The organism is Geobacter sp. AOG2 (assembly GCF_019972295.1).
Taxonomy (GTDB): Bacteria; Desulfobacterota; Desulfuromonadia; order Geobacterales; family Pseudopelobacteraceae; genus Oryzomonas.
On the sequence record NZ_BLJA01000001.1, the window covers coordinates 1,906,819 to 1,932,096 of the forward strand.

Here is a 25,278-nt window from a genome sequence, read left to right on the forward strand (position 1 = left end):
ACAATGTTAACCTGAAGCGGTCAAGTATTCATTTACATGGTGGAGAGAGGTACTGGGATTATGAGATTCGCTGTTGTCCGGGTTTTGCCTTTTGTTATCCCTCTATTGACCGCAGCGCCGGCCCTGGCGGGAATGCAACTTTACCGCGGGACCATGGATGCCGTTACCGCGCCCAGCAAGGTCTGTGAAGGGGTTTTGGGAAAACATTCCACGACCCTGGTCATAGTGGAAGATAGCGCCCAGACGGATTTGAACGGCTACTTTGAGAGCGAGGGAATTGCCGTTGGAAAACTGTCCGGTTCGGACCTGTCTCATCTGAGGATCGGCTATCCCGGAGAAGAGGGGAGTAGCACCACCCTCTCACTTACCCGTTCCGGTACAACGCTTACAGGAGAACTGAACGGCAACACGACGGTCAACCACTGCACCTTTGACCTTGGCCGCATGACGTTGAACCTCGTCAAAGATGAAAAAGCCGCTCCCGCGGCTCTAAAACAGTTGAGCAACCAGTTTGAAGCCCAAGCTACGCTTTACCACGCCTTTTTCCTCACCCAGAGCGGCAATTACGAGGAGGCGTTGCCGCTCTTCGAGAAGGCTCTTAAACTGGCCGATTCGGTTTTCGGGCAGGGGTCCCCGCAACTGACCCACTACATCAGGGGCTTGGCAAACTGTTACACCAGGCTTGGCCGCGCCAAGGAATTTAACGCCCTCTACGACCAGCGGATCAACACCATCGCCGACCAATCCCTTAAAACTGCACTTACCAGGCTTCGCGTCAATGCGTTGCTACAAGAAGGGCGCGGGTTGCTTGCCCAGGCAGAATATGAATCGGCTCTGAAGACGCTGATGAAGGCCTACCAACTCAACCCCCAGAACAAGGACAGCATTCACACCGTCATGGCCGTGCATATCCGTAGCGGGCATTACAACGAGGCGGTAACCTTTCTTGAACAGGCTGCCGCCAAGCTCGAAGATGCGGAGGGCCGTAAAGAGATCAACGAAATTATAGCCTTGGTATATTTCAAAAAAGCATTGAAGGATGCCAAAAGCGATAAAGAGGCGGAGGCCGAAGCGTCGTTGCGCAAGTCGGTGGCCCTGGACCCGGAGAATGCCCTGTACCTTGTGACGTTGGCCCGGATGCGCCATAAGGCCGGACACTTCGACGAAGCGCAAAAGATGCTCAGCAAGGGACTGGAGCGGATCACTGACGAACCGTCGCGCCAGGAGATCCTTACGATGCAGGAAAAACTGCGCCAGACTGAAATGATCATCAAGAAGCTTCAGTAGGCGGGTGACAGATGGGATACCGTAATCTGCAGGAATGCGTCTCCGACCTGGAGCGCCGCGGCATGTTGCTGCGCATCGATGCGCAACTCGATCCTCGCCTCGAAATCGGGGCTGTCCAACGACGCGTCTACCAGGCCGGTGGGCCGGCGCTGCTCTTCACCAATCCGGTTAATTGCAACTTTCCCCTGCTGGGCAACCTGTTTGGCACCCTGGAGCGTACCCGTTTCATCTTCCGCGACAGTCTGGCCGATATCCGTCGCCTGGTTGACGCCAAGATCAACCCGTTTTCCCTGATCAAACACCCCCTGGATGCTCTGAAGGCACCCTTTGCCGCGTACCATCTCCTGCCCAAAACCGTCTCCCATGCGCCGGTGCTGGAATGCCGCACGAGCTTGTCCAATCTGCCCCAGATCGTATCCTGGCCCAAGGATGGTGGTGCCTTCATAACCCTCCCGCAGGTCTACACCGAGAGCTTGGCCAAGCCAGGCTTCGGAGCATCCAACCTGGGGATGTACCGGGTACAGATCTCCGGTAATACCTATGCCGCCGACCGGCAGGCAGGGCTGCATTACCAGATTCAGCGCGGTATCGGGGCGCACCACGCCGAGGCCATCGAACGGGGTGATTTACTGCGAGTCAACATCTTTGTGGGCGGTGCCCCTTCCATGACTGTGGCGGCGGTTATGCCGTTGCCGGAGGGAATGCCGGAGCTTTCCTTTGCCGGACTCCTGGGAGGCCACCGTATCCCCATGGCTCGCCTGCCGGGACATCTGCCGGTCTCGGCCGAGGCCGATTTTTGCATCTGTGGTGTCGTCGATCCAGCCAAAACCCTGCCGGAAGGCCCTTTCGGCGACCATCTCGGCTATTACAGCCTGACCCACGACTTCCCCTTCATCCAGGTTGAGGCGGTCTATCACCGCCGTGACGCCATCTGGCCCTTTACCACGGTCGGGCGGCCACCCCAGGAGGATACCAGTTTCGGCGCCTTTATTCACGAATTGACCGGTCCCCTGATCCCCACTGTGGTCAACGGCGTCAAGGAGGTGCATGCCGTGGACGCGGCGGGCGTGCATCCGCTGCTCCTGGCCGTGGCCAGCGAGCGATATGTCCCCTATGCGCCGGAGCGGCACCCCCAGGAGCTGCTGACCATCGCCAACGCCATCCTTGGCCAGGGCCAACTCTCCCTGGCCAAGTACCTGTTCATCGCGGCCCATGAGGACGCCCCCGGCCTGCATACTCACGATATCGTCGCCTTTTTCCGCCATGTGCTGGAGCGGGCCGACTGGCGTGCCGATCTTCATTTTCAGACCGCCTCTACTATCGATACCCTGGATTATAGCGGCACCGGGCTCAACGAAGGGTCCAAGGTGGTCATCGCCGCCGCCGGTCCAAAACGGCGCACCTTGGCAACCGAAGTGCCGGCCGGGCTGGAACTGCCGCCCGGTTTCGGTCCGGCGGCGGTCTGCCTGCCCGGTATTCTGGCGATTCAGGGACCGCGTTCGGGGCAGGGGAGGGGGGAGTGCGACCCGGCCATGGAGGAGTTCTGCCGCTTTTACGCCGAGCGGGAGTGTTTTGATGGTTTCCCTCTGATCGTGACCTGCGACGACAGCCCCTTTGCGGCGGCTGCCCTTAACAACTTCCTCTGGGTTACCTTTACCCGCTCCAACCCGGCTACTGACATCTATGGTATCGGTGTTTCGACGCGTGCAAAACACTGGGGTTGCCGTGGACCGTTGGTGATCGACGCCCGGGTAAAGCCATTCCATGCACCGGTGCTGGAAGATGATCCAGAAGTTAAACGAAAGGTTGAAGCATTAGGTGTTAATGGTGGTCCGTTAGAAGGTTTAATCTGATCATGTCTGCAGCCATAATCACCCATAGCCTCACCAAACGCTACGGCGACCTGACCGCCCTGGAAAACTTCGATCTGGAGGTGGCCCAAGGGGCTATCTTCGGCCTGCTGGGCCCGAACGGTGCCGGCAAGACTACCCTGATCCGCGTCCTGACCACGTTGATGCGCCAGACCTCGGGCGAGGCCTTTATCGAAGGCCTGGATACCCGCGGCAACGGGCGTGAGATCCGCCGCCTGATCGGGGTGGTGCCCCAGGAGAACAGCCTGGACCGTTACCTGACGGCACGGGAAAACCTGGAACTGCACGCCCGGCTGCACGGCATGGAGAGCAGGCACTACCGGAAACGTATCGATGAGTTGTTGGAGTTGATGGGGTTGGCCGCCCGACAGAAGGATTTTCCCGATACCTATTCGGGCGGCATGCAGCGTCGTTTGGTGGTGACCCGAGCGCTCTTGCACGAGCCGCGGGTGCTGTTCCTGGATGAACCGACCACCGGGCTCGACCCCCAATCGCGGCGGGCGGTGTGGGACTATGTCAAATCCATCGCCGGCAGCATGACCATCTTCTTGACTACCCATTATCTGGAAGAGGCCGAACAGCTCTGCGACAGGATCGCCATCATGGACCACGGCAGGCTGATCGCCCTGGGCAGCACCCAGGAACTGAAGGACCGTCTGGCCGGGGGGACCTTCTACCTGATAGAGTTCGGGGAGGACGCCGGGCGGTATGGGGCAATTCTTCGGGCAATGGCCTGTGTGCGGCAGATCGAGGTAAACGACCGGTCGGTCTGCGTGGGGCTCGAAAGCTGGGAATGCCTCGCCGAGGTGGTCACGGCTCTGAACGGCGCTCCGGTACGACGCATTGCCCTGCGGGAACAAACGCTGGAAGACGTGTTTCTCAGCCTGACCGGCGAGAAGGTGAGGGAATAGTGTTCAGAGGGGCCTTTGCCATCTGGCGCCGCGATATGCTGGTCCTGCGTCGCAGCATCCTGTCCGAACTGGTGGCGGTGGTGGCCTATCCCATGACCATCTACCTGGCGTTCGGCATCGGCATGAAGGGGTACATCGGCCTGGTGGACGGCGTGCCCTACAGCCTGTTTATCGCGCCGGGGCTGATCACCATGACCGCGGTCAACGCAGCCTACAGCGAGAGCACCTGGAGCCTCTGGTTCCACCGTAAGGTGCAGTTTACCATCGAATCCTACCGGGTGACCCCCATCTCGGTCTCCGAGATCGTGATCGCCAAGATCATGTCCGGCTTTTCCCACGGTTTGGTCAAGGGGTTGGCCGTAGGGCTGGTGATCTTCGCCATCACCCCGTTCCGTTTCTCGCCGCTTCACCTCCTGGCGTACCTGGCCTTCCTGATACCCGGCTCGGCCTTGTTCTCCTGCGCCGGCGTGATCTGCGGCACGGTCATGGACAAGCCCGAGACCATCGGCAAGGTCGAGGCGGTCTTCATCATGCCGCTGATCTTCATGTCCGGCCTGTTCTTCCCGCTCTCCTCCTATCCGGCCAACGTCATACCCTGGGTCCGGGCCCTGCCCACCACGGCCCTGTTTGAAGGAGCCCGCCAGGCCCTGGTGAGCGGCGTCTTTCCCGTGGGCTCCGCGCTTCAGGTGGCAATCACGGCGATGCTGACCTTTGGGGCCGGGGTGTGGATCTTCCGGCTGAAGATGTCGGAATAACCCGCCAAAAGGCTGTCCACGAAAAGCACGAAAGATACGAAAGAAACCAGGACACGAACAAAATCGGGATAACAGCGGTTTAAACTATCCGGGTTAAAGATTCACCCCGCCTTGTTCGTGTTTCTCGTGTCGTTCGTGGACTAAAAAGGTTTCAAGATTCTCTCCGTGCCTCTGTGAGCTTTGTGAGAGCCATGTGTCATAATGATACAATTTGAGACGTCCGGCAGTGGTCCGGGCGTCTTTTTTTATGTGATACCAGGAGGATGGGAAAAAGGGTGGGGAGTGTTAATTTAATTAACACTTTCAGGATAGTGTTAATTTTTTTAACATATTGATTTTGCGATTGAATTATGCGTTTGCAGGGAGTAGAAGGTGGTATAGAAAAACAGGCGTATTGGTTTTCTCATGAGTCGGTTTTTCAAAACGACATAAGAAGAGGAGGACGAAGATGAAGAGGTTTCTCATTTCTGCGGCAGTGCTGGTGGTGTTAGGTGTAGCGGCAACGGCAATGGCGACTCCCCCCCAGATTACTCCGGCCGCAAGCCTGAACCTTGGGTATGGGCAGGCGGGCTCCCGTGCCGCTGCTTCGGGTGCCTACGTGTACACAGCCGATGGTGGGCAATTGACGGTCTTCGATCTCACGAGCCCTACGGCGCCCGCAAAAGTGGCGGCACTGACCGGGGCTGGCGGCCTTGACCTGGCGACGTTAGGCCGTTACGTGTTCGTGGGCGGTCCGGACGCGCTCACTGTCGTTGACGTCTCAACCCCCACTGCGCCGGTCCTGGTGAATACTTTCTCCGGCCTGGGGGGGAACAAGATGTCCCTCTCTTCCTACTACCTGGTCACCGCCGCCGGTTCTGCCAGTAATGGCATTCCCAATCAATTGCGCATCGTCGATATCAGCATCCCCACGTCACCGACTCTGACGGCCTCGCTCAGCCTGACCGGGACTCCTACTGCCGTCGCCGTTTCCGGGAACTACGCCTTCGTCACCATGGAGAATTCACTTCTTGTCGTGGACATCTCCAATCCGGCCGCACCGCAGCAGTCAACCGTCCTTACCTTCCCCACCATGCCGAATGGCGACACAACGCGCGGTATCGCCGTTTCCGGGAACCTGGCCTATGTGACGGCCCACGGCGTTTTTTGCGATGACGAGGGCTGCACCCTGACGAACGGAACCCTGTATCTTGTCGACATCTCCCAACCGCTCTGTCCGAAGGTCGTGTCGTCCGTAGTGACCCTCAAGGCTGCGGAAGACATCGTCGTTTCCGGCCAGTTTGCCTATATTGTCGAGCAATCCGTCGATTTTTACCCCGGCCACACGAATTTCCTCGTTGTTAATGTAGCGAATTCGGCCGACCCCCAACTTGTCGGCTATTACCAGTCAAATGTCTTGAATGGTTATTCACAGGGGCTGACGGTTATCGGCAACTATGTCTTCGAGGCAATAACGACAGGGGCCAATGTGTTTAACGCTTTCGCGTCCGCGCCGCCTGTATGTACACCCTGATTATTGGAGAATGACGACGAAAAGCATTCGCCCTGTGGCGGGTGTTTCACAAGGCTGTCCACGAAAGGCACGAACTGCACGAAAGAAACCCGGACACGAACATAATCAGGGTAAGACCTGTCGGGTCAAAGGTTCCCCCGCCGTGTTCGTGTCCGTTCGTGTCATTCGTGGACCCAAAAGGTTTCAGGATTCTCTCCGTGCCTCTGTGAGCTTTGTGAGAGGCCGGTGATGATGTGTCATAATGATGCAATTCAAGGCGTCCGGCAGTGGTCCGGGCGTCTTTTTTTGTGTGATTACAGATGGATGGGGCTTTACAGTACGGCTTACCCGCTTCCCCCTCCATCCCCGCCCCGCAACATCTCGACCCTTCTCTGCAAGATAAAATCCGCCCGTTTCCCCGGCGCGATCCCCTCCAACCGTACCTCGTCGATTCCTAACTCCACGGTGGTCATGGCGGAAATCCGAACAGCACGTTCCCATTTCTCTTTTGAAAACAAGCCATCCGGCTTGTCCGCCATCGCCACTAGGGGCAGGATCTCCCCAATTCCAGCCTTCATGGCCTGCTGGGCCGTCCTCAGCCGGGTGGCTGTCCGCAGTTCCCCCCATCTGTTGAGCAGGCCGTGGAGCCTGCTGGTCCAGGCCAGGGCCGTGCGGTAATCGGATGGCAGCCGCAGGCGCTCGCACAGAGTGCGGGCCATAGCGACTCCCGCATCCTCGTGGCCGTGGTGTTTGGGGTAGAACTCCGGGTTGGTGACCAGCTTGCCGATGTCGTGGAAAAAGGCGCAGAACCGGGCCAGGGGGTCAGGGGTGCGCTGCGTCACCCGTTGCAGTACCTGGACGCTATGGCTGAACAGGTCCCCCTCGGGGTGATGCTGCAAGGGACCGGCCGGGATGGCGGGCATGGCAAAGAGTTCCGGCAGGTAGCCCCGCCCCACGTCGAACTGGAGCATGCGGCTGAAAAAGCGTTCCGGCTCTGCACATTCCAAGGATTTCAGCATCTCTCGCGAGAAGCGTTCCACCGGTACGGGGCTCAACAGCTGCCCCCATTCCTGCTCTCGGATCAACGCTTCGCTTTCGGGCGTCATCCGCCAGTCGTCGGCCTCGAACCGGAAGGCGCGGAACAGGCGCAGCGGATCGTCCCTGAACGAATTGGAAGAGCAGGTGGCCAGGAGCCGTTCTTCCAAATAGTGCCTCCCCCCCAGAGGGTCGATGACCTTGCCGTTCAGGGTCATGGCCATGGCGTTGACGACGAAATCGCGCCGGGCCAGGTCCGTGGCCAGGGCAGCGTCCACGTCGGGCAATTGTGTCACTTCAATGGAACCGAAGGCCCGATCATGCCGGAACCAGATCGTGGTCGTACTCCTGGGGTCCACCCGGCGGAAGCCGCAGGCGCGCAGTTCCGCTTCATCGAGGCAGGTGACCAGGTCGATGTCGGATTGCTCCCGTCCCAGCAGATGATCCCGCACACAGCCGCCCACCAGGAGGATGCGCCCGTGGCAGGAGGTGGGGAAAAGTTCTTTCAAAAATGCGACGGTCGTGTCCATGGTCATGTTATCCGAGCCTGATCAGGGCCGCCCCGGCCAGAATGAGCAGCGCCGAGACCAGGCGAATCCTGCCGAAGGACTCCCCCAGGAACAGGATGCCGATCACCACCCCCACCAGGATGCTGACCTGGCGGACCGGCACGGCATAGCTGACCGGCGACAGATTGAGGCCGTAGCGGAAGGTGAGGAACGAGGCCATGATGATCGGCCCGCTCCAGAGTACCAGCTTCCAGTGCTCGCGCAACTCCTGGCCAATATGGAGGCGATACTTGGGGCGCGCCAGGTTGAGGGTCATCATGGCCAGCATGGAGAGGACCAGGAAATAGGTGAAATAGAGGGGGGAATAGTTGGTGACCCCGGTTTTTTCGGCTATGGAGCCGATGGAGTAGATGAACCCGGCGGCCAGGGCGGACTGGACCGAGCTGCTGCGCAGATTGCGGAAGGGACGCACCAGCTCCAGCAGGGACAGGCGCTGCATCTGCACCGCAAAGGTCCCGAGGATCACCAGCAGGATGCCGCCGACGCCAACGAGGGACAGGTGTTCCTTCAGCAGGATCATGCCCCAGATCGGCACGTAGATCATGGAGGTCTGGGACAGGGGGTACACGACCGACAGGTCGCCGCCCCGGTACGCGCGGCCGTTCAGGAGGTGGTAGAGGACATAGCAGACGGCGCCGATGGCGATCATGAGCGCGGTTGCGGGGGCGGGCCAGCGGAACGGCTCGCCCGCCAGCGGCAGGCACAGGCTGAAGAGCAGGGTGGCGGCTATGAACATCCACCAGATGAAGACGGTCTTGTGGCGGCTGCGCTTCACCAGCAGGTTCCAGAGGGCATGCATGACCGCCGAGGTGACGATCAGGATAAAGGCGGGTGTGCTCATGGAGGTAGTATAGTTGAGGTTGGCTGCTCGGGAAAGAAAACTCTCTTATGCCGGATGATTTTCCATCCTGCGCTGCGTGACGCCGTAGAGGCCGGTCAGCAGGTTTTCTCCCGGTGAAGCGCTGAGTACCTCCTTCAGGCCGTCCTCGGCGTCAATCCGCTGGAACAAGGCCACGGTGCGTTGTACCACCTCCTTTGCCAGGTCATCGGGCGTTTCGGTCTTCTCTTCGCCCGTAACCGGGTGCCGCCAGGTGCCGGGCAATTCGCCGGGATCATCCTCGGACCGGGTCAGGGGATAGAACAGGTGGCGCGCGTGTTTGAACAGGGGAACCGGCAGGCAGGCCAGCAGACGGGCAGCCAGCTTCCAGAAGGTATTGCCGTACAGGGCCTGGATGCGGCAATGGAGCGTGAGAGCACGTTCCAGGGCCTGGCGCGGCAGTTGACCCTCGGGATCGAATAAAAGGGCGCTGGCAGTAACAAGCTCGGCCCGAATGGCGGGTGTCATGAGGCTATCCAGCCGTTGCGCGGGGAAATAGATGCCCTGGCGTGAGAAATGGCAATCCAGGGCGGTCTCCACATGGTAATGACGACCGATATCCCCCACGCCGCTGTGGGCATAGACAAAGGGGTGAAAAACGATGTCGGCCTCCATATGGGAGAGCACCCCCAGCAGGCAGGCCAGCATCTCCGCCGGAAGACCTGCCGCCCCATAGCTCTCTTCGATCCGGATGAGCGGCGCATAACTGTTGCCTGCGGTGTCGTGGAATTGATGGGCCAGCCTGAGGGCTGCCGGACCATGGGGGCCGAAGTAGAGATGCAGCAGGGTGTCGGGCAGGACCGCGCCGGCCAGGTACAGGGCCCGGTGTTCACGTATAAGGACAGAGAGGCGGCGCGTGTCCTCAAGCCCGGCCAGGGATTGTGCGGCCAGCATCCAGTGGGTCAGTTCCTTGGGCATGGTATGGTGTTCTCCAAAATGTCGACGGGAAAATCAGTAATCATTTTCCATTATTCGGGGCAGGAGTCAGTTCTTGTTCCATTCCCGAAAAGAATTCGTCAAGTTCCCTGATCCATTCATTTTTGATGCTTTCATCCACAAAACTGGCCTGGAAGCTGTTACGAGCCAGTTGATACGCTTCTCTTGCCCCAAGCTCCGGCAGTGCCGCGAACGTAGCGGTGTAGTTCCGGTTCAGATAGCCACCGAAATAGGCCGGATCGTCGGAATTAATGGTTACGGCAATGCCGGCAGCCAGCAATGTGCCGATGTTGTGAGCGGAAAGGCTCGAAAAGACACGGAGTTTTACGTTTGAAAGGGGGCATATGGTCAACGGTATCTGTTGCTGCGCCAGCCTTGCGACAAGTTGGGGATCATCCAGAGAATGCACACCATGGTCGATCCTTTCCGCGTGCAGTAGATCAAGGGCATGGCGTATGTATTCGGCTGGCCCTTCTTCACCTGCATGAGCCACAAGTCGCAGTCCCAACTCCCGGCAGCGGGCAAATACCCTGGCGAATTTCTCCGGCGGATTTCCGCGCTCACTGCTGTCAAGTCCGACCCCGATGAACTTGTCCCGGAACGGAAGAGCATCCTCCAGCGCAGCAAAAGCGTCATCTTCACTCAGGTGACGCAAAAAACAGGGTATCAATGAAGCGCTGAGTCCCAGTTCCTCACGGGCTTGACTGATTGCCCGATCCAACCCGTTGATCACCGTTTTAAATGGAATTCCTCTGGCCATATGTGTCTGCGGATCAAAGAAGATTTCCGCATGGAGGATATGTTCCGTTTTGGCGCGTTTCAGGTACGCCCAGGCCATATCGAAGAAATCTTCTTCATTTTGCAGCACACCGGCTCCGGCATAATAAATGTCCAGGAAACTCTGCAGATCGGTAAAGTCATAGGCTGCTCGCAGTTCCGGGATAGTGGCGTAGGGGAGGAGAATCCCGTTCCGCGTTGCCAGTTCAAAGAGCAGTTCCGGCTCCAGTGAGCCTTCAATGTGAATATGCAGTTCTGCTTTCGGCATGTTGCAGAGAATGTCATACAGGTCTTTGCGTGAAATTTTATCGAGATTCATGGCGTTGTCGTTACTCCCGATGTTTTTGAAATTGCAACGGGTTTTCGTTTTTTTCGAAGCGATTGCCAAAGGCTCGGGGAATATGCGGCTGGTCCGCCATCTTCCGTTACTGGTGAAAAGCCTTATGCTGCGGTTCCGGTAACACAGTAATAGAGCCCCTGGCCGGGATCATTCCTACTCATTACCTCTATCGCCGAGAAACCGGCGGCGGCAAGCATCTCCTCAACTTGGGACAGTTCGTACAGGGTAAACCCGTACACATGGCCGGGCCACTGCGCAAGGTCGGCCTTGGCGTTGAAACAGAGCGTAAGCCGGCCGCCAACTCCCAATACACGCAGGCACTCGGCCAAGGCAACCCTCGGATCATGCCAGAAATACAGCGTATTGACACTACAGAGTTTGCTGAATTCCCCATTACCATACGGAAGAGATTCAATATCTCCGTATCGAATTTCGGCCTTCCCCTCTTCAATGTAACGTCGAAGGCGTCCACTGACATGTTGTATCATCTCGCGCGATACGTCCACTCCGGCGATAGAGCTACACAAGTTATTCGCCAGAACCATTTCCAGGAGGCATCCACTGCCAAAGCCCACTTCAAGAAGCCGGTCGTGTGCGCCCAGAGCAAGTCCTTCAATCGTCAGCCTGTTCATCCCGGCATTAGCTTTTTCCAGCCATCGGGCAGTGAATAATCGTCCGAACAGGCCCGACGGTCTTGCCAGTTGTTTGGAAATGAATCTTTGAAACAACGTCAAATTCTCCAATAAAATTCAAATATTTAATAGCAGGTTATCAACAGGTTGACGTGATATGGTGTGTTCGCCATTTGTAGAGGAAACCACAAAATTTCTTATACAGGTGACTCAACCCCCAACGCAAACCGGCGCCCGGAAGATTCCGCGGCGCCGGTCGTGTTTCAGTTGTCCATCATGGAGAAGTAATCTCCGCTAGGCACACTCCGAGTACCCGCACACGCGGCAGACGCAGCAGCCCCCCTCGTGCTCGACGATGCCGCCGCAATCGGGACAGGCGCCTCGTTCCTGGGTGGCGGTTTCGGCGTTGATGTCATAGCCGTTGGCCACCATGTGAGCCTGGATGGCCTTGGCCACGGCGTCGGCGCAGGAGAGGATGCGATTGTCGCCGAAGCCGGAAGGGCAGTGGCAGGAGATCCCCAGGAGTTGCTTGATTACCTGACGTGCCTGGACGCCGCTACGCCATGCCAGGGATACCATGCGGCCGATGGCTTCGCTCTGGGACGCGGCGCAACCGCCGGCCTTGCCCATGGTGGTGAAGAGCTCGAATAGTCCGGAGTTGTCTTCGTTGATGGTTACATAGAGCGGTCCGCAGCCGGTTTGCATCTGGTGGGTCCAGCCCTTGAGCGCCTTGGGCCGGTCGCGCTTGATGGCTTTTTTCTCCTCTTCCACCGGCGTGGCGGCGACGGCAGCCTGCTGTTCCTCTTTCTTGCCGGTGGAGAGAACCTGCTCGTCGCGGGAACCGTCACGGTAGATGGTGACACCCTTGCAGCCGGTTTCGTAGGCCAGCATATAGGCTTTTTCAACATCGTCCATGGTAGCCGAATTAGGGAAATTGACCGTCTTGGAGACCGCATTGTCGGTGTAGAGCTGGAAGGCGGCCTGCATCTGGATATGGTCTTCGGGAGTGATGTCGTGGGCGGTAACGAATACTCGGCGCACGTCCTCCGGGACCTCGGGGATATCGTGTACTGTGCCGTGTTCGGCGATCTTCTTCATCAACGCCTCGGAATAGAAGCCACGCTCCTTGGCGATCTGTTCGAACATCGGGTTGACCTCAACCAGCACGTTCTTGTCCATGACGGTACGGATGTAGGAGACGGCAAAGAGCGGCTCCACGCCGGAGGAGGCGTTGGAGATGATCGAGATGGTGCCGGTGGGGGCAATTGTGGTGACCGTGGCATTGCGCATGGGCGGCGCACTCTTCTTGTCGAAGATCGAACCCTTGAAGTTGGGGAAGGAACCGCGTTGCTTGCCAAGTTCCTCGGATGCAAGGTGCCCTTCGTCGTTGATGAACTTCATCACCTTTTTGCCCAGTTTGATCGCCTCGTCGGAGTTGTAGGGAACCCCCAACAGGATCAGCATGTCGGCCCATCCCATGACCCCCAGGCCGACCTTGCGATTGGCGTGGGTCATGTCGTGGATCTGCTGCAGGGGATAGTTGTTGGCCTCGATAACGTTGTCCAGGAAGTGGACCGAGTCGTGTACCACGGTTTTCAGTTTCTTCCAGTCAACGGCGTTGTCCTTGACGAATTTCCCCAGGTTGATGGAGCCCAGATTACAGGACTCATAGGGGAGCAGCGGCTGTTCGCCGCAGGGGTTGGTGGACTCGATCTCGCCGATATGGGGAGTGGGGTTGTCGCGGTTGAGACGGTCCAGAAAGATAATGCCCGGCTCCCCGTTTTCCCAGGCCTGCACTACGATGCGATGAAAGACCTTGCGGGCGTTTTGTTTACCTATAACCTTCTTGTCACGGGGGTTGATAAGATCATACTCTTCGTCCCGTTCCACGGCCTGCATGAATTTCTCGGTCAAGCCGACGGAGATGTTGAAGTTGTTGAGGTGTCTCTGGTCGGCCTTACACATGATGAAATTCATGATGTCGGGGTGATCGACCCGCAGGATGCCCATGTTGGCGCCGCGCCGCGTACCGCCCTGCTTGATGGTTTCCGTGGCGATGTCGAACACCCGCATGAAGGAGAGCGGGCCGCTGGAGATGCCGGTGGTCGAGCTGACCACGTCGTTGGCCGGGCGCAGGCGCGAGAACGAAAAACCGGTACCGCCGCCGGATTTGTGGATCAGGGCGGTAAATTTAACCGCGTCGAAGATCTCTTCCATGGAGTCGCCCACCGGCAGGACGAAACAGGCCGAGAGCTGCCCCAGTTGGCGGCCGGCATTCATCAGGGTCGGGGAGTTGGGAAGAAATTCGAAGCTGGTCATCATGCGGTAAAACGTTTCGGCCAAGCCTTTGATATCGGCCTTCTTGTCGAACTGTTTATCGGGAGCAGCAATGGTTTCGGCCACCCGGCGAAACATATCGGCCGGGGTCTCCAGAACCTTGCCCTCGGTATCGCGCCTCAGGTAACGCTTTTCAAGGACGGTTGCGGCGTTTTTGGAAAGGTCGGGGATTGTGTCGTGTGCGGATTCCTTTTTCATGGATGGTTCTCCTTGTGGCGCAAAAAATTGAATTATATTGAGCAATTGGGCTGGTATGGTTTGTTTGAGTAAAACCACAATATTTGGTAGAACATGGGAAAATAAACCACAACATATATGACAAGTCAATATAATATTTACGGCAAACATAACGTGCTGAAATGAACAAAAAATTTACAGTATCGCCGCAGTATGATAGAACGTGCTCATTACCGAATGGAGCACCATGTGAAGAACCTTGCGTTCGCGAGCATCGGCTTTTGCCTCATCATCCTGTCGCTGGCCGGTTGTCAAAACACTTTTGTTACGCGTGAAGAAACCCCGCTCAACAAAAGCGTCATGTCTGCCCGGTTACACGGCATTATCCCGCTTGAACCGGCCCGTCCGCCGGCCTCCCATGCCTTTAATACCCCGGCAACTCCCTCTAGGGAAAGTTTCGATGGCCTTTCCGACCTCCGTTACGAACAGGCGACCCTTACCGAAGACGCGACCTGGCGCGGGACCGTACTGATCAAGGGGGCCGTGGTGGTTGCCCCCCAGGCTACACTCCGCATCGAACCGGGGACGACGGTACGCTTTGCCCGCATCGAGGGGAGTATCAAAAAGGCCCGGCTGGTGGTCTTGGGACGCATTCAGTGCATCGGCACGGCCGAGCGTCCGATCCGGTTTTCGTCGGATGCTCCTACACCGGTCAGAGGGGATTGGGGCGGCATTCTGCTGCTCTCCACCGAAAAGCGCAACCAGTTTGAGCATACTTCCGTCGAAGGAGCGGAAACAGGCATTGAAGCGCACTTCTCGGCCTTTACCGCCAAGTCGGTGCGAGTCACCCTCTCGAAGACAGGTGTGGTGCTGCGCGACAGCATTGTCAGTGCCGAGTCGTCGAGTTTTTCCGCCTGCGAAACGGGTATCGAAGTCCACGACGGCGAATTCGAGCTGCGCGACAGCAGCGTGAGTACGAACCGCTTGGGCATGTCCCTGTCTCGATCCTCAGTCGTTCTTACATCCACCAGTGTGACGGATAACGCTCGCTACGGCATTCTGGCCGAGGAATGCCGCCTCAGGATCAGTTCCGGCAGCATCTCCTCCAACGGCGCCGGGGCCGTGGTAACGGGCGGTGAAGGGCAGATCTTCATGACGCGCTTCATGCTCAACAAGGATACGGCCCTGCAACTCGGTTCCGCCCGCATGAAGGTCAACCGCTCCCTTTTCGCCGACAACGACCGCGACGCCCTGCGGATCGAGGATGGCCGGGCAACAGTCTGGGGATGCGCTTTCCGCGGTAACGGCGGCTTCAATCTCTACAACGCCGGGCGGGAAGTTGTGACTGCCGTTCAGAACTGGTGGGGCGGCGACGATGAAAAGAGCGTTTCATCCAAGGTCTTCGGCGGTTCACAGGAGCCGCGTTCCGGTACGGTGCAGGTATTCCCCTGGCTTTCCAGCCAGCCGCCCATTCTGCCTTGAAGCGAAACTACCCCATGTCCATCTATCTCGATAACGCGGCAACATCCCATCCAAAGCCGGAATCCATTTACCAGGCAGTCATGCACGCCATGCGGGAGATTGGCGCGTCACCGGGACGCGGGGGGCACCGGCGTTCCCTGGAGGCCGGCCGTTTGCTGCTTCAGGCGCGTGACGCCATCGCCGCCCTGTTTGCCATCCCCGATTCTTCACGGATCATCATGACCCATAGCACGACCGAGGCCCTCAACCTGGCGCTTCGTGGAGTTCTTACCCCCGGCGACCATGTGATCACCACCTCCATGGAGCATAATTCGCTGATGCGCCCCCTGGTTGCGCTGCGCGCCTTTGGGGTTGAGATGACCATCGTCAGGGCCGACGGCACGGGCATGGTGGACCCGGACGATGTCAGGCGCGCTCTGCGGCCCACTACCCGTATGATCGCCCTGGCGCATATCTCCAACGTATGCGGCACAATCCAGGCCATCGACAGCATGGGGGCAATCGCCCGTGAGGCCGGTGCGCTGTTCCTACTGGATGCAGCCCAATCGGCGGGCAGCGAACCGATCGATGTGATCAGGACCGGTATCGACCTTTTGGCCGCGCCGGGACACAAGGGGCTCTACGGCCCCCAGGGAACCGGGTTCCTCTATGTCTCGCCATCCGTCTCCCTGAAACCGCTTCTTCAGGGCGGGACCGGCACCAGTTCCTCTTCCGAGGAGCAACCCCTGATCCTGCCGGACGGTTTTGAAGCGGGGACTCATAACCTGCCAGGTATTGCCGGGCTCAGGGCAGGGGTCGAATTCGTCCTGGAGCAGGGCGTTGTCGCCATCGGGGACAAGGAACGCCGACTGGTGGCGTCAGCCACAGAACGTCTGGCCGAACTGCCGCAGGTAACGCTTTATGGCCCCTCCGACCCGGCCCTGCGGGGAGGCGTACTTTCTTTTACCGTTGCGGGAGCCGACCCGGCAGCCCTGGCATTTATGCTGGACCACAACCATGATATTGCGGTGCGGGCCGGATTGCACTGCGCCCCCCGGGCGCACCGCACCCTGGGCAGTTTTCCCGGCGGCACCCTGCGTATGAGTCCGGGCTGGTTCTCCACGGGCGAAGAGATTGCTATTTTCTGCGATGCCGTTGTAGAATGCTGCCGTCTGTAAAAAGGCATGCAAATCTGCCACAGAGACACGGAGACGCAGAGAAGATCTTTGAGAATGAGTTTAAAATATTCAATTGAATGGTAGAGATAGGTGGCCGTTTTTTAAGTTTTGGATCAAGTTCAATGCAGTTCTCCGTGTCTCTGTGACTCCGTAGCAGATTGAAGTATTTGGTCTATTAATCACTCCCGACAGAAAGGCCTTCCGTGAAAAACTTCATCCTCGATACCAACGTACTGCTGCATGACCCCCAATCCCTGTTCAGATTCCAGGACAACAACATCATCATTCCCATAACCGTCATCGAAGAGGTCGACCGCTTCAAGAAAGACATGAACGAAACCGGCCGTAACGCCCGCCAGATCTCGCGTATCCTCGACACCATGCGGGAAAAGGGATCGCTGGCATCCGGCGTTACGCTCCCTGGCCAGGGAACCCTGCGGGTTGAGCTGTTCAGCGAAAACTATCTCAAACGGTTGCCGGTCGATCTGCGGGTAGACAGCGGCGACAACCGCATCCTGGCGGTAGCCCTGGATATGCGCGACCGCTTTCCCGACACCGAGCTCATCTTTGTTACCAAGGACACCAACCTGCGTATCAAGGCCGATGCCATCGGTTTGGCCGCCGAGGATTACGAATCGGATAAGATCGATATCCAGGATCTCTATTCCGGAACCCGCAGCATCGAGATGGCGCCCGATGCCGTGGACCGGTTCTACGGGCAGAACTGGCTGGAGGCGCCGGAAGGGCTCGCTCCCAACGAGTTCATCACCATCACGGACAACACCAACCCTTCCCATACCGCGATCTGCCGCTACGATGCGGACAGCGGGCACATCGTCCCGGTGCGGAAGGTCCCCAAGGAAGGTATCTGGAGCATCTTCGCCCGCAACCGCGAACAGTCCTTTGCCTTGGACGTTCTGATGGACGACTCCATCAAACTGGTGACCCTGGTGGGCAAGGCGGGCACCGGCAAGACGCTTCTGGCCATCGCCGCAGGCCTGCACAAGACAGCCGAAGAAAATGTGTACAACCGCCTTCTGGTTTCCCGGCCTGTGTTCCCCATGGGCAAGGATCTGGGATTTTTGCCGGGTGACATCGAGGAAAAACTGACCCCCTGGATGCAGCCGATCTTTGACAACGTGGAACTGCTCATCTCGGGGCACGAGTCGGAGAAGCGCCACAGCAAGGGGTACAAAGAGCTGATGGCCATGGGGCTTTTGGACATCGAACCGCTGACCTACATCCGCGGTCGTTCCATCCCCAATCAATATCTGATTGTGGATGAGGCCCAAAACCTGACCCCCCATGAGATCAAGACCATCGTTACCCGGGTGGGGGAGGGGACCAAGATCATACTGACCGGCGACCCCTACCAGATCGACAACCCCTACGTGGATTCGTCCAGCAACGGTCTGAGCTTCCTGGTGGAGAGGTTCAAGGGGGAGAAGATAGCCGCCCATGTGACCCTGACTAAAGGGGAACGCTCGGAGCTGGCGGAACTGGCGGCAAACCTGCTGTAGAACAAAATCCAAATAACAATCAAATTCCGCCACAGAGACACGGAGACACAGAGAAAAGCAAGGCAGTAAGGCAAACCATACGAATTTTGATGCCGGTTTGGCCGAATCTATTTGTGCCTTTCTCTGTGAACCTCTGTGAACCTCTGTGTCTCCGTGTCTCTGTGGCAGGTGTATAAAAGAGGTGTCGTATGACAAATGAACAAGCACGTGACAAAATCATTTTTGCCCTGGATGTCCACGGCTTGGCCGACATCGATCGCTGGTCGGCACAGTTGACGGGCCATGTGGGCATGTTCAAGGTCGGCAAGGAGCTTTTCACCTCCTGTGGTCCCGAGGCGGTCAGGACCGTGCAGCGCCATGGCGGGCAGGTATTTCTCGACCTCAAGTACCACGACATCCCCAACACCGTAGCCAAAGCCATGGTCGAAGCGGCCCGGCTCGGAGTACAGTTGGCCAATCTGCACGCCCTGGGTGGTGAAGAGATGATGGCGACGGCCGCCGCCGCGGTACGCAAAGAATTCGGCGATGAGCGGCCCCGGCTGTTGGCCGTAACCATCCTGACCTCGTCCACGGCTGAAACCCTGCGTCAGGTGGGGATCGAGCGCCCGGTGGAGGAGATGGCCGTCCGACTGGCCCGCCTTGCCAAGGATTCCGGCATGGACGGCGTGGTTGCCTCGCCCCTGGAGATCGAATCGATCCGAGCGGCCTGCGGCCGGGATTTCCTGATCGTTACCCCCGGCGTCCGGCCGTCGTTCGCCTCCCTGGACGACCAGAAGCGCGTCATGACCCCGGCCGAAGCGGTTACTGCCGGAGCCGATTATCTGGTAATCGGCCGCCCCATCGCCAAGGCCGCTGATCCGGTGGAGGCTTCCCGAATGATCGTGGATGAGATCGCAGGGGGGTGCCCATGAAGGGCGAGTTGGTTTTTGGCGTCAACCCGGTCAAGGAGGCGCTGCGCGCTACGCGTGGAGCCTTCGAGCTGTATGTGCAATCTTCCGCAACCGACCATCGTCTCGAGAAGATCCTCAAACTGGCCGAGGAACGGGGAGTCCCGGTCCATCGACGCGAGCGGGACGATCTTACCAAGCTGTGCGCTTCCAGTCATCACCAGGGCGTTGCGCTCATGGTGGAACCCTTCCGTTATGCCGACCTGGACGATCTCGTAACCCGCATCGATGAGGCGGGACACAGCGGTTTTCTGCTGGTGCTGGACGGCATCCAGGACCCCCATAACCTGGGGGCGCTGATCCGTACCGCAGCCTGTGCCGGTTGCGATGGCGTCATTATCCCCAAGGATCGCGCCGTCGGCGTCACTCCGACCGTGGAAAAGGCCTCAGCCGGTGCGGTGGAGACTATCCCGATTGCCCTCGTGACCAACGTGGCCCAGACCCTCCAACGCCTCAAGGATGGCGGCTACTGGGTCTACGGCCTGGCTGGCGAGGCTGGGCAGTCGCTTTACGATGTGGATTTCACCGGCAAGGTTGTCCTACTGGTCGGTAACGAGGGGGAGGGGATTCGCCCCTTGGTGCGCAAGCAGTGCGACGTGGTCCTGTCGATCCCCCTGCATGGCGGCGTATCCTCCCTGAACGCCTCGGTGGCTGGCGGGATCGCCCTGTTCGAGGCTGCCCGCCGGCGCGGCGTCTCGGCGTAACCGGGTCTTCGTGAGCGCGGACACCTCTGAAATACCTACGTCGGAACAACGTCTCAACCTCCTTAAAAATCGCGTAAAGCCGACCCTGTTGCTTGCCGTGGGACTGGGTGTGGCGGGCGGCTTCGTGCTGATCGCCCAGGCTCTGATCGTGGCCAGGCTGGTGCACCGGGTCATGATAGACGGCGCCGGTTACCGGGAGGTGTTGCCCCAACTGCTCTGGCTTCCCCCTTTAGTGCTGGCGAGGGCCGGGCTTTCATGGGTCTCGGAGCGGGTTGCCTTTGCGGCCTCTGCCACTATCCGTCAGGATGTGCGTAACGATCTCTTTCAGCGCCTGCTGGATGCCGGCCCCTTGCGGCTCAAGGGCGACCGTGCCGGCGAAGTGGCCACGGTGATCGTGGACGGTGTGGAAGCGCTGGAAGGGTACTACAGCCGTTACCTGCCACACCTGGCCGTGATGGCCATGGTACCGCTCTCCATACTGGCGGCGGTTGTTCCGTCCGACTGGATCTCGGCAGGGATCATGCTGTTCTCGGCTCCCTTCATCCCCTTTTTTACCATTCTGATCGGACGTGGCGCCGAACGGCTCAACCAGCGGCAGTGGCAAACACTGGCTCGCTTGGGAGGCTACTTTCTCGATCGGGTCAACGGCCTGGCTACCCTGCGCATGTTCAACGCCTCGCGGCGAGAAGCCGGGATGATCGCCCAAATCTCGGACGATTACCGCAAAGCCACCATGTCGGTACTCTACCTCGCTTTCCTCTCCGCCCTGGTCCTGGAGTTTTTCGCCACGGTCAGCGTGGCGTTGATGGCGGTGATCATCGGTTTTCGGCTCCTGAAGGGTGGTATGACCTTTCAGGACGGCTTCACCGTACTGCTCCTGGCGCCTGAATTCTATCTGCCGTTGCGTTTGATGGGTAACTACTACCATGCCCGCATGGAGGCCATCGGCGCGGCAGAACGCATCTTCAGTCTGCTGGACACCCCTCTTGCCCCTCGCCCCTCGGTACCACGTCCACTACCCCCCATCTCTTCGCTCAGGATCTGCCTCGAAGATGTCTACTTCCGTTACGTGTCAGACTCGGCCCCTGTGATCAACGGTGTCACGTTTAATCTGGCGCCGGGAGAGCGGGTTGCCCTGGTGGGGCCGAGCGGGGCCGGGAAGAGTACCCTGGCGGCGCTACTTTTGGGTTTTGCCGTGCCGGAACAGGGGCGGGTGCTGGTCAACGGCGCGGACCTGGCGCACTGCGATCCCGACCAATGGCGACGCCACGTGGCCTGGGTTCCCCAGCAGCCCCACCTCTTTCATGGCACCATTGGCGACAATATTCGTCTGGGGCGCCGGGACGCCACGGAGGCAGATGTTCTTCAGGCTGTTACACAGGCTCGTTGCGGGGAGTTTATCGGCCGCCTGCCTCAAGGATTGGATACGGTCATCGGCGAACAGGGGGCTGGCCTGTCCGGCGGACAGGCACGACGTATAGCCCTGGCGCGGGTGTTTCTCAAAGACGCCCCCCTGATCATCACCGATGAGCCGACTGCCGGGCTGGACGCTCATTCGGAGGCAATGGTACGGGAGGCGCTCAAGGAACTTGCCCGGGGCCGGACCGTGCTCTCCATCGCCCACCGCCTGATCACCCTGGAGGATGCCGACCGGATCGTTGTCATGAGTGGGGGAAAGATCGTCGAACAAGGAAATTATGAAGAGCTGAGGGTGGCGGGTGGCCTGTTCTCGCGGATGGCTGCCGCAGGGGAGGGGGCATGAGGGATCTCCTGCGTCTCCTGAAATTGGCGTGGCCCTATCGCGCCTGGCTTATGGCCGCTCTTGGGCTCTCCCTGATGACGCTTCTGGCAAATGTAGGGCTTCTGGCCCTCTCGGGATGGTTCATTGCTGCCATGGCCCTTGCCGGGATCAGCGGCATTCCCATCAATTATCACTATCCTGCGGCCGGTATTCGCGCCCTGGCGATCTGGCGGACCCTTGGGCGTTACGCCGAGCGGGTGGTCAGCCACCAGGCCTCGTTACGTATTCTGGCAGGGCTGCGGGTCTGGATCTACCGCCGCATCGAACCGCTGGCCCCGGCCCGGTTGGAGGGTTATGCCAGCGGCGATCTTCTCAGCCGCATCCGGGCCGACATCGACAGCCTGGACAATTTTTACCTGCGCTTGCTGGCGCCGGTTCTGACCGCGCTCTGCGGTAGCCTGATCTTCATCCTGTTCCTGTGGTATTTCAGCAGTGAGGTGGCCCTGGCGACCGCGGCGCTGCTGCTCGCGGCCGGCGGGTTCCTCCCCCTGGTGGTCCACCTGCTGGGCCGGAAACCGGGGGCGCGGGTGACCCGGACCTCAGCGGAACTGCGCACCGCCGTAGTGGACGGCCTGCGGGGAATGGAAGAGCTTTTGTCCTATGGTGGGGCGGAGCGTCAGAAAGAACGGGTGGAGGAGTTGAATCGGAATCTGCTGGCCGACCAGGCCCGTTTGGCCGGACTGGCGGGTATCTCCGCCGGTGGCGTGGGGCTCTGTTCCGGCCTTGCCCTCTGGCTGGCGTTGGTGATCTCGATCCCCCTGGTACGTGCCGGTTCCCTGACCGGGCCCCAGATGGTCATGCTGGCGCTCTTCTGCCAAGCTGCCTTTGAGGCGGTCCTGCCGTTGCCACCAGCTTTTCGACTGCTGGGGCAAACCTTGTCGGCGGCCCGGCGTATATTCTCCTTGGCAGATGAAACCCCCGCTGTCATGGAACCCCCTGAGTCGGCACCCCTGCCGGAGAATGCTATCCTCAGCCTGCGCGGAGTCGGTTTTTCCTATGGGAATGGTGCGGCAACCCTGGAAGATATCAACCTGGAGCTGTCGCCGGGCCGCAAGGTGGCCGTGGTGGGGGCCAGCGGCGTCGGCAAGAGCACCCTGTTGGCCCTGCTGCTCCGTTTCCGGGACTACGATAGCGGCTCCATAACCCTGGCGGGACGGGAGATCAGGGAGTATGACGGCGAGGACGTGCGGCGTCTGATGGCGGTGGCCAGTCAGCAACCTTTTATATTCAACGCCTCCCTGCGGGAAAACCTGTTGATTGCCCGGCCCGGGGCCGGTGAGGAGGAAATGATTGCGGCGGCCGATATGGCCGGTATTCATGACGAAATCGCCGCCCTTGCGCAAGGGTACGATACCCCGGCTGGCGAAGGGGGGGTGAAGCTTTCCGGCGGCCAGGTTCGCCGGCTGGCCATTGCCCGGGCAATCCTCAAGGACAGTCCGATCCTGCTTTTGGACGAACCGACGGAAGGGGTGGATGCTGCCGCAGCCCGTTCGTTGCTGGAGCGGGTGTTCGACTATGCCGAGGCTCGGGCGCTTTTGGTGATCACCCACAGCCGGATCGGCTTGGAGGCCATGGACGAGGTGCTGCTCATGGACGACGGATGCATCGCCGAGCGGGGCAGCCATGCCGAACTGCTGGCGCGCAGCCGGCGTTACCGGGACATGTGGGAGCTGGATGCCGGAGAACAGGTATGTACAATAGGGCCGTAGGGACACGGAGATAGAACTTTTTAGGGGCCGGTTTTTTCTTCACCATTCCGGTTATGAGAAAAAGGGAAAAATTCCGTATTGTTCTCTGTGTCTCTGTGACAGGGCGGTACGTTTATCAAGCCCATGATCAGGTATGTTCAATGGCGCTCGCGTCGAACATGCCGTTCCAGTTCATTTTTTCCGTTATCTTCCGAAAGTGGTAGCCATAGATGGCAAAGGTAATGGCCAAGGGGAACAGGCGCGGGCGTCTGAAAAGTGACCAGAAGAAGAGCTTCCAGAACTGGAACCGCTCTTTGCCGATTATCCCCAGCATGACGATGGATTTGAAGAACGCCCCGCAATAACCGGACTTCATATGGAAGCTCCCCCGTTTAAGAGGCCGGTACTCGCGGAGAAAGCCGGTTACCCGCCTATAGTAGTTCTTTGGGGCATAGATGCTGGTAAGAATGCTCCGATAGCCGTCAATAAGCGTCTCCACTTTCATGCGGGGGATAAAGTTGAGGGCAACGGCTGTGTTGTTGCCGGAGGTGTCGCCCAATAACCTGCCCTCCTTGAAGAGCCGCTGGTGGAGCTTGGTGCCGCGCAATGCCGTGAGCATTCCCACCATGGCCGTGGCGATACCGCTCTCCTGGATAAAGTGGATCTGCTTCTCGAAGATCGACAGGGGATCGCTGTCAAAGCCCACGATAAACCCGCCCTGGACCTGCAAGCCCGCATGCTGGATCTGCTTGACGCACTCAAGGAGGTTGCGGTTTTTGTTCTGGATCTTGCCGGTTTCACTCAGGCAGTCCTCATTCGGGGTTTCGATGCCGATAAATACCTCTTCAAACCCGGTCCGCACCATGAGGTCCATGAGTGCCTGGTCGTCCGCCAGGTCGATGGACACCTCGGTAAAAAAGGCAAAGGGATGCTTGTGTCGTTCCTGCCATGCAAGCACGGCAGGGAGGGTGTCCGTCTTCAGTTTGCGCCTGTCTCCGATGAAATTGTCATCCACAAAAAAGATACCTTCGCGCCATCCCCAGGCATAGAGAGCATCGAGTTCCCCGATCAGCTGCGCGGTGCTCTTGGTGCGCGGCCTGCGCCCGAACAGTTGGGTAATATCGCAGAACTCGCAATCGAACGGGCAGCCCCTGGAATACTGGATGTTCATGGCCGCATATTTTGAGGGGTCGATCAACTCCCAAAGCGGGATGGGAGTTTCCCGCATCTCCGCCCATTGGTCGGTGGTATAGCTATGGCGTGCCTGCCCGTGGTCCAGATCGTCAAGAAAACGAGGAAGGGTGACCTCGGCTTCACCCAACACCAGGTGGTCAGCCGAATCAAACTCGGCTGGGGCGGCGGTGAAGAGCGGCCCTCCCACGACGGTCCTGGCTCCCAGGCGGCGGCAAAGTGCCAGAACTTCACTGACGGAGTCCTTCTGGACCGTCATGGCGCTGATGAACACATAGTCCGCCCACAGAATCTGCTTGTCGGACAGTGGTTGCACATTCATATCCACCAGCTGCTTGTCCCACGCAGGGGGAAGCATGGCGGCCACGGTCAAAAGGCCCAAGGGCGGAAAGGCAGCCTTTTTGCCGATGAATTTGAGGGCGTGGCGGAAGCTCCAGAAGGTGTCGGGGTAGTGGGGGTATACGAGAAGAATGTTCATGCTGGTTGCCCTTGCGGCGGTCCGGGGGAGGGGGTTGCGGGGGGAAGGTTCACCTTTTTCAAGCATACCGCAGATATGACAGGTGGAATGTAAATCTATTGTAAAAGTCCCGGAACGGGGAGTATCAGATGGTTTTTCACCCGCTCACTGCGTTCGCTCAAGCTCACGGAGGCACGGAGAACAGCAAACTGGTTTCAGTTCTATGCCAGCAGGAGATCTCAGGGGGCAGTATACAAAACTCTTATACTTTTTGATTCAATCCGTAAGTGCATCACCAGCGGAGTTCCTCCGCCCGCGAGTGAGCAGCCCAGTGC

19 protein-coding genes are annotated in these 25,278 nt (G+C 58.9%); 12 read left to right on the plus strand and 7 right to left on the minus strand.

From position 1 onward, the window contains the following. Positions 1-60 precede the first annotated feature (60 nt). The 5 genes from LDN12_RS08605 (at position 61) to LDN12_RS08625 (ending at position 6,337) form a co-directional block, all read left to right on the plus strand. Positions 61-1,287: a lipopolysaccharide assembly protein LapB gene (locus LDN12_RS08605; protein ID WP_223922260.1), complete on the plus strand. Its 1,227-nt coding sequence runs from the start codon at positions 61-63 to the stop codon at positions 1,285-1,287. 11 nt (positions 1,288-1,298) lie between these two features. After that, on the plus strand, positions 1,299-3,140 hold the full coding sequence (locus tag LDN12_RS08610) for a UbiD family decarboxylase (protein WP_223922261.1): 1,842 nt from the start codon (positions 1,299-1,301) through the stop codon (positions 3,138-3,140). 2 nt (positions 3,141-3,142) lie between these two features. Continuing rightward, a complete protein-coding gene (locus LDN12_RS08615; RefSeq protein ID WP_223922262.1) occupies positions 3,143-4,069 on the plus strand; it encodes an ATP-binding cassette domain-containing protein in 927 nt (308 codons plus the stop codon). Then, positions 4,069-4,824, plus strand: coding sequence for an ABC transporter permease (locus LDN12_RS08620; protein WP_223922263.1), 756 nt, complete (start codon positions 4,069-4,071; stop codon positions 4,822-4,824). Before LDN12_RS08615 ends, LDN12_RS08620 begins: the two co-directional genes overlap by 1 nt. Positions 4,825-5,272: 448 nt before the next feature. Further along, positions 5,273-6,337, plus strand: a complete 1,065-nt coding sequence (locus LDN12_RS08625) for an LVIVD repeat-containing protein (RefSeq protein ID WP_223922264.1) — start codon at positions 5,273-5,275, stop codon at positions 6,335-6,337. A 323-nt stretch (positions 6,338-6,660) separates the two neighbouring features. Here LDN12_RS08625 and LDN12_RS08630 read toward each other — a convergent pair whose 3' ends face one another. From LDN12_RS08630 to LDN12_RS08655, 6 genes are all read right to left on the minus strand, one after another. Continuing rightward, positions 6,661-7,881: an HD domain-containing protein gene (locus LDN12_RS08630; protein ID WP_223922265.1), complete on the minus strand. Its 1,221-nt coding sequence runs from the start codon at positions 7,879-7,881 to the stop codon at positions 6,661-6,663. A gap of 7 nt (positions 7,882-7,888) precedes the next feature. Next, a complete protein-coding gene (locus tag LDN12_RS08635) occupies positions 7,889-8,761 on the minus strand; it encodes an EamA family transporter (RefSeq protein ID WP_223922266.1) in 873 nt (290 codons plus the stop codon). Positions 8,762-8,806: 45 nt separating this feature from the next. Further along, positions 8,807-9,715, minus strand: a complete 909-nt coding sequence (locus LDN12_RS08640; RefSeq protein WP_223922267.1) for a zinc dependent phospholipase C family protein — start codon at positions 9,713-9,715, stop codon at positions 8,807-8,809. 40 nt (positions 9,716-9,755) lie between these two features. Beyond that, the gene (locus LDN12_RS08645) at positions 9,756-10,829 is read right to left on the minus strand and encodes an adenosine deaminase (RefSeq protein ID WP_223922268.1); all 1,074 of its coding nucleotides are present in this window, start codon (positions 10,827-10,829) and stop codon (positions 9,756-9,758) included. Positions 10,830-10,951: 122 nt separating this feature from the next. After that, on the minus strand, positions 10,952-11,578 hold the full coding sequence (locus LDN12_RS08650; RefSeq protein WP_223922269.1) for a class I SAM-dependent methyltransferase: 627 nt from the start codon (positions 11,576-11,578) through the stop codon (positions 10,952-10,954). Positions 11,579-11,776: 198 nt separating this feature from the next. Then, the gene (locus LDN12_RS08655) at positions 11,777-14,017 is read right to left on the minus strand and encodes a vitamin B12-dependent ribonucleotide reductase (protein WP_223922270.1); all 2,241 of its coding nucleotides are present in this window, start codon (positions 14,015-14,017) and stop codon (positions 11,777-11,779) included. Between the two features lie 228 nt (positions 14,018-14,245). Between LDN12_RS08655 and LDN12_RS08660 the strand changes: the two genes are divergently transcribed. From LDN12_RS08660 to cydC, 7 genes are all read left to right on the plus strand, one after another. Continuing rightward, positions 14,246-15,478 carry a right-handed parallel beta-helix repeat-containing protein gene (locus LDN12_RS08660; RefSeq protein ID WP_223922271.1) on the plus strand — a complete coding sequence of 411 codons (1,233 nt, stop codon included), beginning with the start codon at positions 14,246-14,248 and terminating at the stop codon, positions 15,476-15,478. A 14-nt stretch (positions 15,479-15,492) separates the two neighbouring features. Continuing rightward, positions 15,493-16,635: an aminotransferase class V-fold PLP-dependent enzyme gene (locus tag LDN12_RS08665; protein ID WP_223922272.1), complete on the plus strand. Its 1,143-nt coding sequence runs from the start codon at positions 15,493-15,495 to the stop codon at positions 16,633-16,635. A 203-nt stretch (positions 16,636-16,838) separates the two neighbouring features. Then, positions 16,839-18,155 carry a PhoH family protein gene (locus LDN12_RS08670; RefSeq protein WP_223922273.1) on the plus strand — a complete coding sequence of 439 codons (1,317 nt, stop codon included), beginning with the start codon at positions 16,839-16,841 and terminating at the stop codon, positions 18,153-18,155. 188 nt (positions 18,156-18,343) lie between these two features. Continuing rightward, positions 18,344-19,066: an orotidine-5'-phosphate decarboxylase gene (pyrF, locus tag LDN12_RS08675; RefSeq protein WP_223922274.1), complete on the plus strand. Its 723-nt coding sequence runs from the start codon at positions 18,344-18,346 to the stop codon at positions 19,064-19,066. Next, the gene (gene rlmB / locus LDN12_RS08680; protein ID WP_223922275.1) at positions 19,063-19,806 is read left to right on the plus strand and encodes a 23S rRNA (guanosine(2251)-2'-O)-methyltransferase RlmB; all 744 of its coding nucleotides are present in this window, start codon (positions 19,063-19,065) and stop codon (positions 19,804-19,806) included. Before pyrF ends, rlmB begins: the two co-directional genes overlap by 4 nt. Before the next feature lie 10 nt (positions 19,807-19,816). Continuing rightward, positions 19,817-21,568 carry a thiol reductant ABC exporter subunit CydD gene (gene cydD / locus LDN12_RS08685; protein ID WP_223922276.1) on the plus strand — a complete coding sequence of 584 codons (1,752 nt, stop codon included), beginning with the start codon at positions 19,817-19,819 and terminating at the stop codon, positions 21,566-21,568. Then, a complete protein-coding gene (gene cydC, locus LDN12_RS08690; protein WP_223922277.1) occupies positions 21,565-23,316 on the plus strand; it encodes a thiol reductant ABC exporter subunit CydC in 1,752 nt (583 codons plus the stop codon). Before cydD ends, cydC begins: the two co-directional genes overlap by 4 nt. 127 nt (positions 23,317-23,443) lie before the next feature. Here the strand turns inward: cydC and LDN12_RS08695 are convergent, their stop codons facing one another. Further along, entirely contained in the window at positions 23,444-24,964 is a 1,521-nt protein-coding gene (locus tag LDN12_RS08695; RefSeq protein ID WP_223922278.1) for a B12-binding domain-containing radical SAM protein, read from the minus strand. Positions 24,965-25,278 lie beyond the last annotated feature (314 nt).

Coding starts and splice junctions, on each gene's coding strand:
- LDN12_RS08640 (WP_223922267.1), bottom strand. CDS start 9,715: ATGCCCAAGGAACTGACCCACTGGATGCTGGCCGCACAATCCCTGGCC.
- LDN12_RS08635 (WP_223922266.1), bottom strand. CDS start 8,761: ATGAGCACACCCGCCTTTATCCTGATCGTCACCTCGGCGGTCATGCAT.
- LDN12_RS08610 (WP_223922261.1), top strand. CDS start 1,299: ATGGGATACCGTAATCTGCAGGAATGCGTCTCCGACCTGGAGCGCCGC.
- LDN12_RS08695 (WP_223922278.1), bottom strand. CDS start 24,964: ATGAACATTCTTCTCGTATACCCCCACTACCCCGACACCTTCTGGAGC.
- LDN12_RS08615 (WP_223922262.1), top strand. CDS start 3,143: ATGTCTGCAGCCATAATCACCCATAGCCTCACCAAACGCTACGGCGAC.
- LDN12_RS08630 (WP_223922265.1), bottom strand. CDS start 7,881: ATGGACACGACCGTCGCATTTTTGAAAGAACTTTTCCCCACCTCCTGC.
- LDN12_RS08625 (WP_223922264.1), top strand. CDS start 5,273: ATGAAGAGGTTTCTCATTTCTGCGGCAGTGCTGGTGGTGTTAGGTGTA.
- cydC (WP_223922277.1), top strand. CDS start 21,565: ATGAGGGATCTCCTGCGTCTCCTGAAATTGGCGTGGCCCTATCGCGCC.
- rlmB (WP_223922275.1), top strand. CDS start 19,063: ATGAAGGGCGAGTTGGTTTTTGGCGTCAACCCGGTCAAGGAGGCGCTG.
- LDN12_RS08655 (WP_223922270.1), bottom strand. CDS start 14,017: ATGAAAAAGGAATCCGCACACGACACAATCCCCGACCTTTCCAAAAAC.
- pyrF (WP_223922274.1), top strand. CDS start 18,344: ATGACAAATGAACAAGCACGTGACAAAATCATTTTTGCCCTGGATGTC.
- LDN12_RS08605 (WP_223922260.1), top strand. CDS start 61: ATGAGATTCGCTGTTGTCCGGGTTTTGCCTTTTGTTATCCCTCTATTG.
- LDN12_RS08665 (WP_223922272.1), top strand. CDS start 15,493: ATGTCCATCTATCTCGATAACGCGGCAACATCCCATCCAAAGCCGGAA.
- LDN12_RS08645 (WP_223922268.1), bottom strand. CDS start 10,829: ATGAATCTCGATAAAATTTCACGCAAAGACCTGTATGACATTCTCTGC.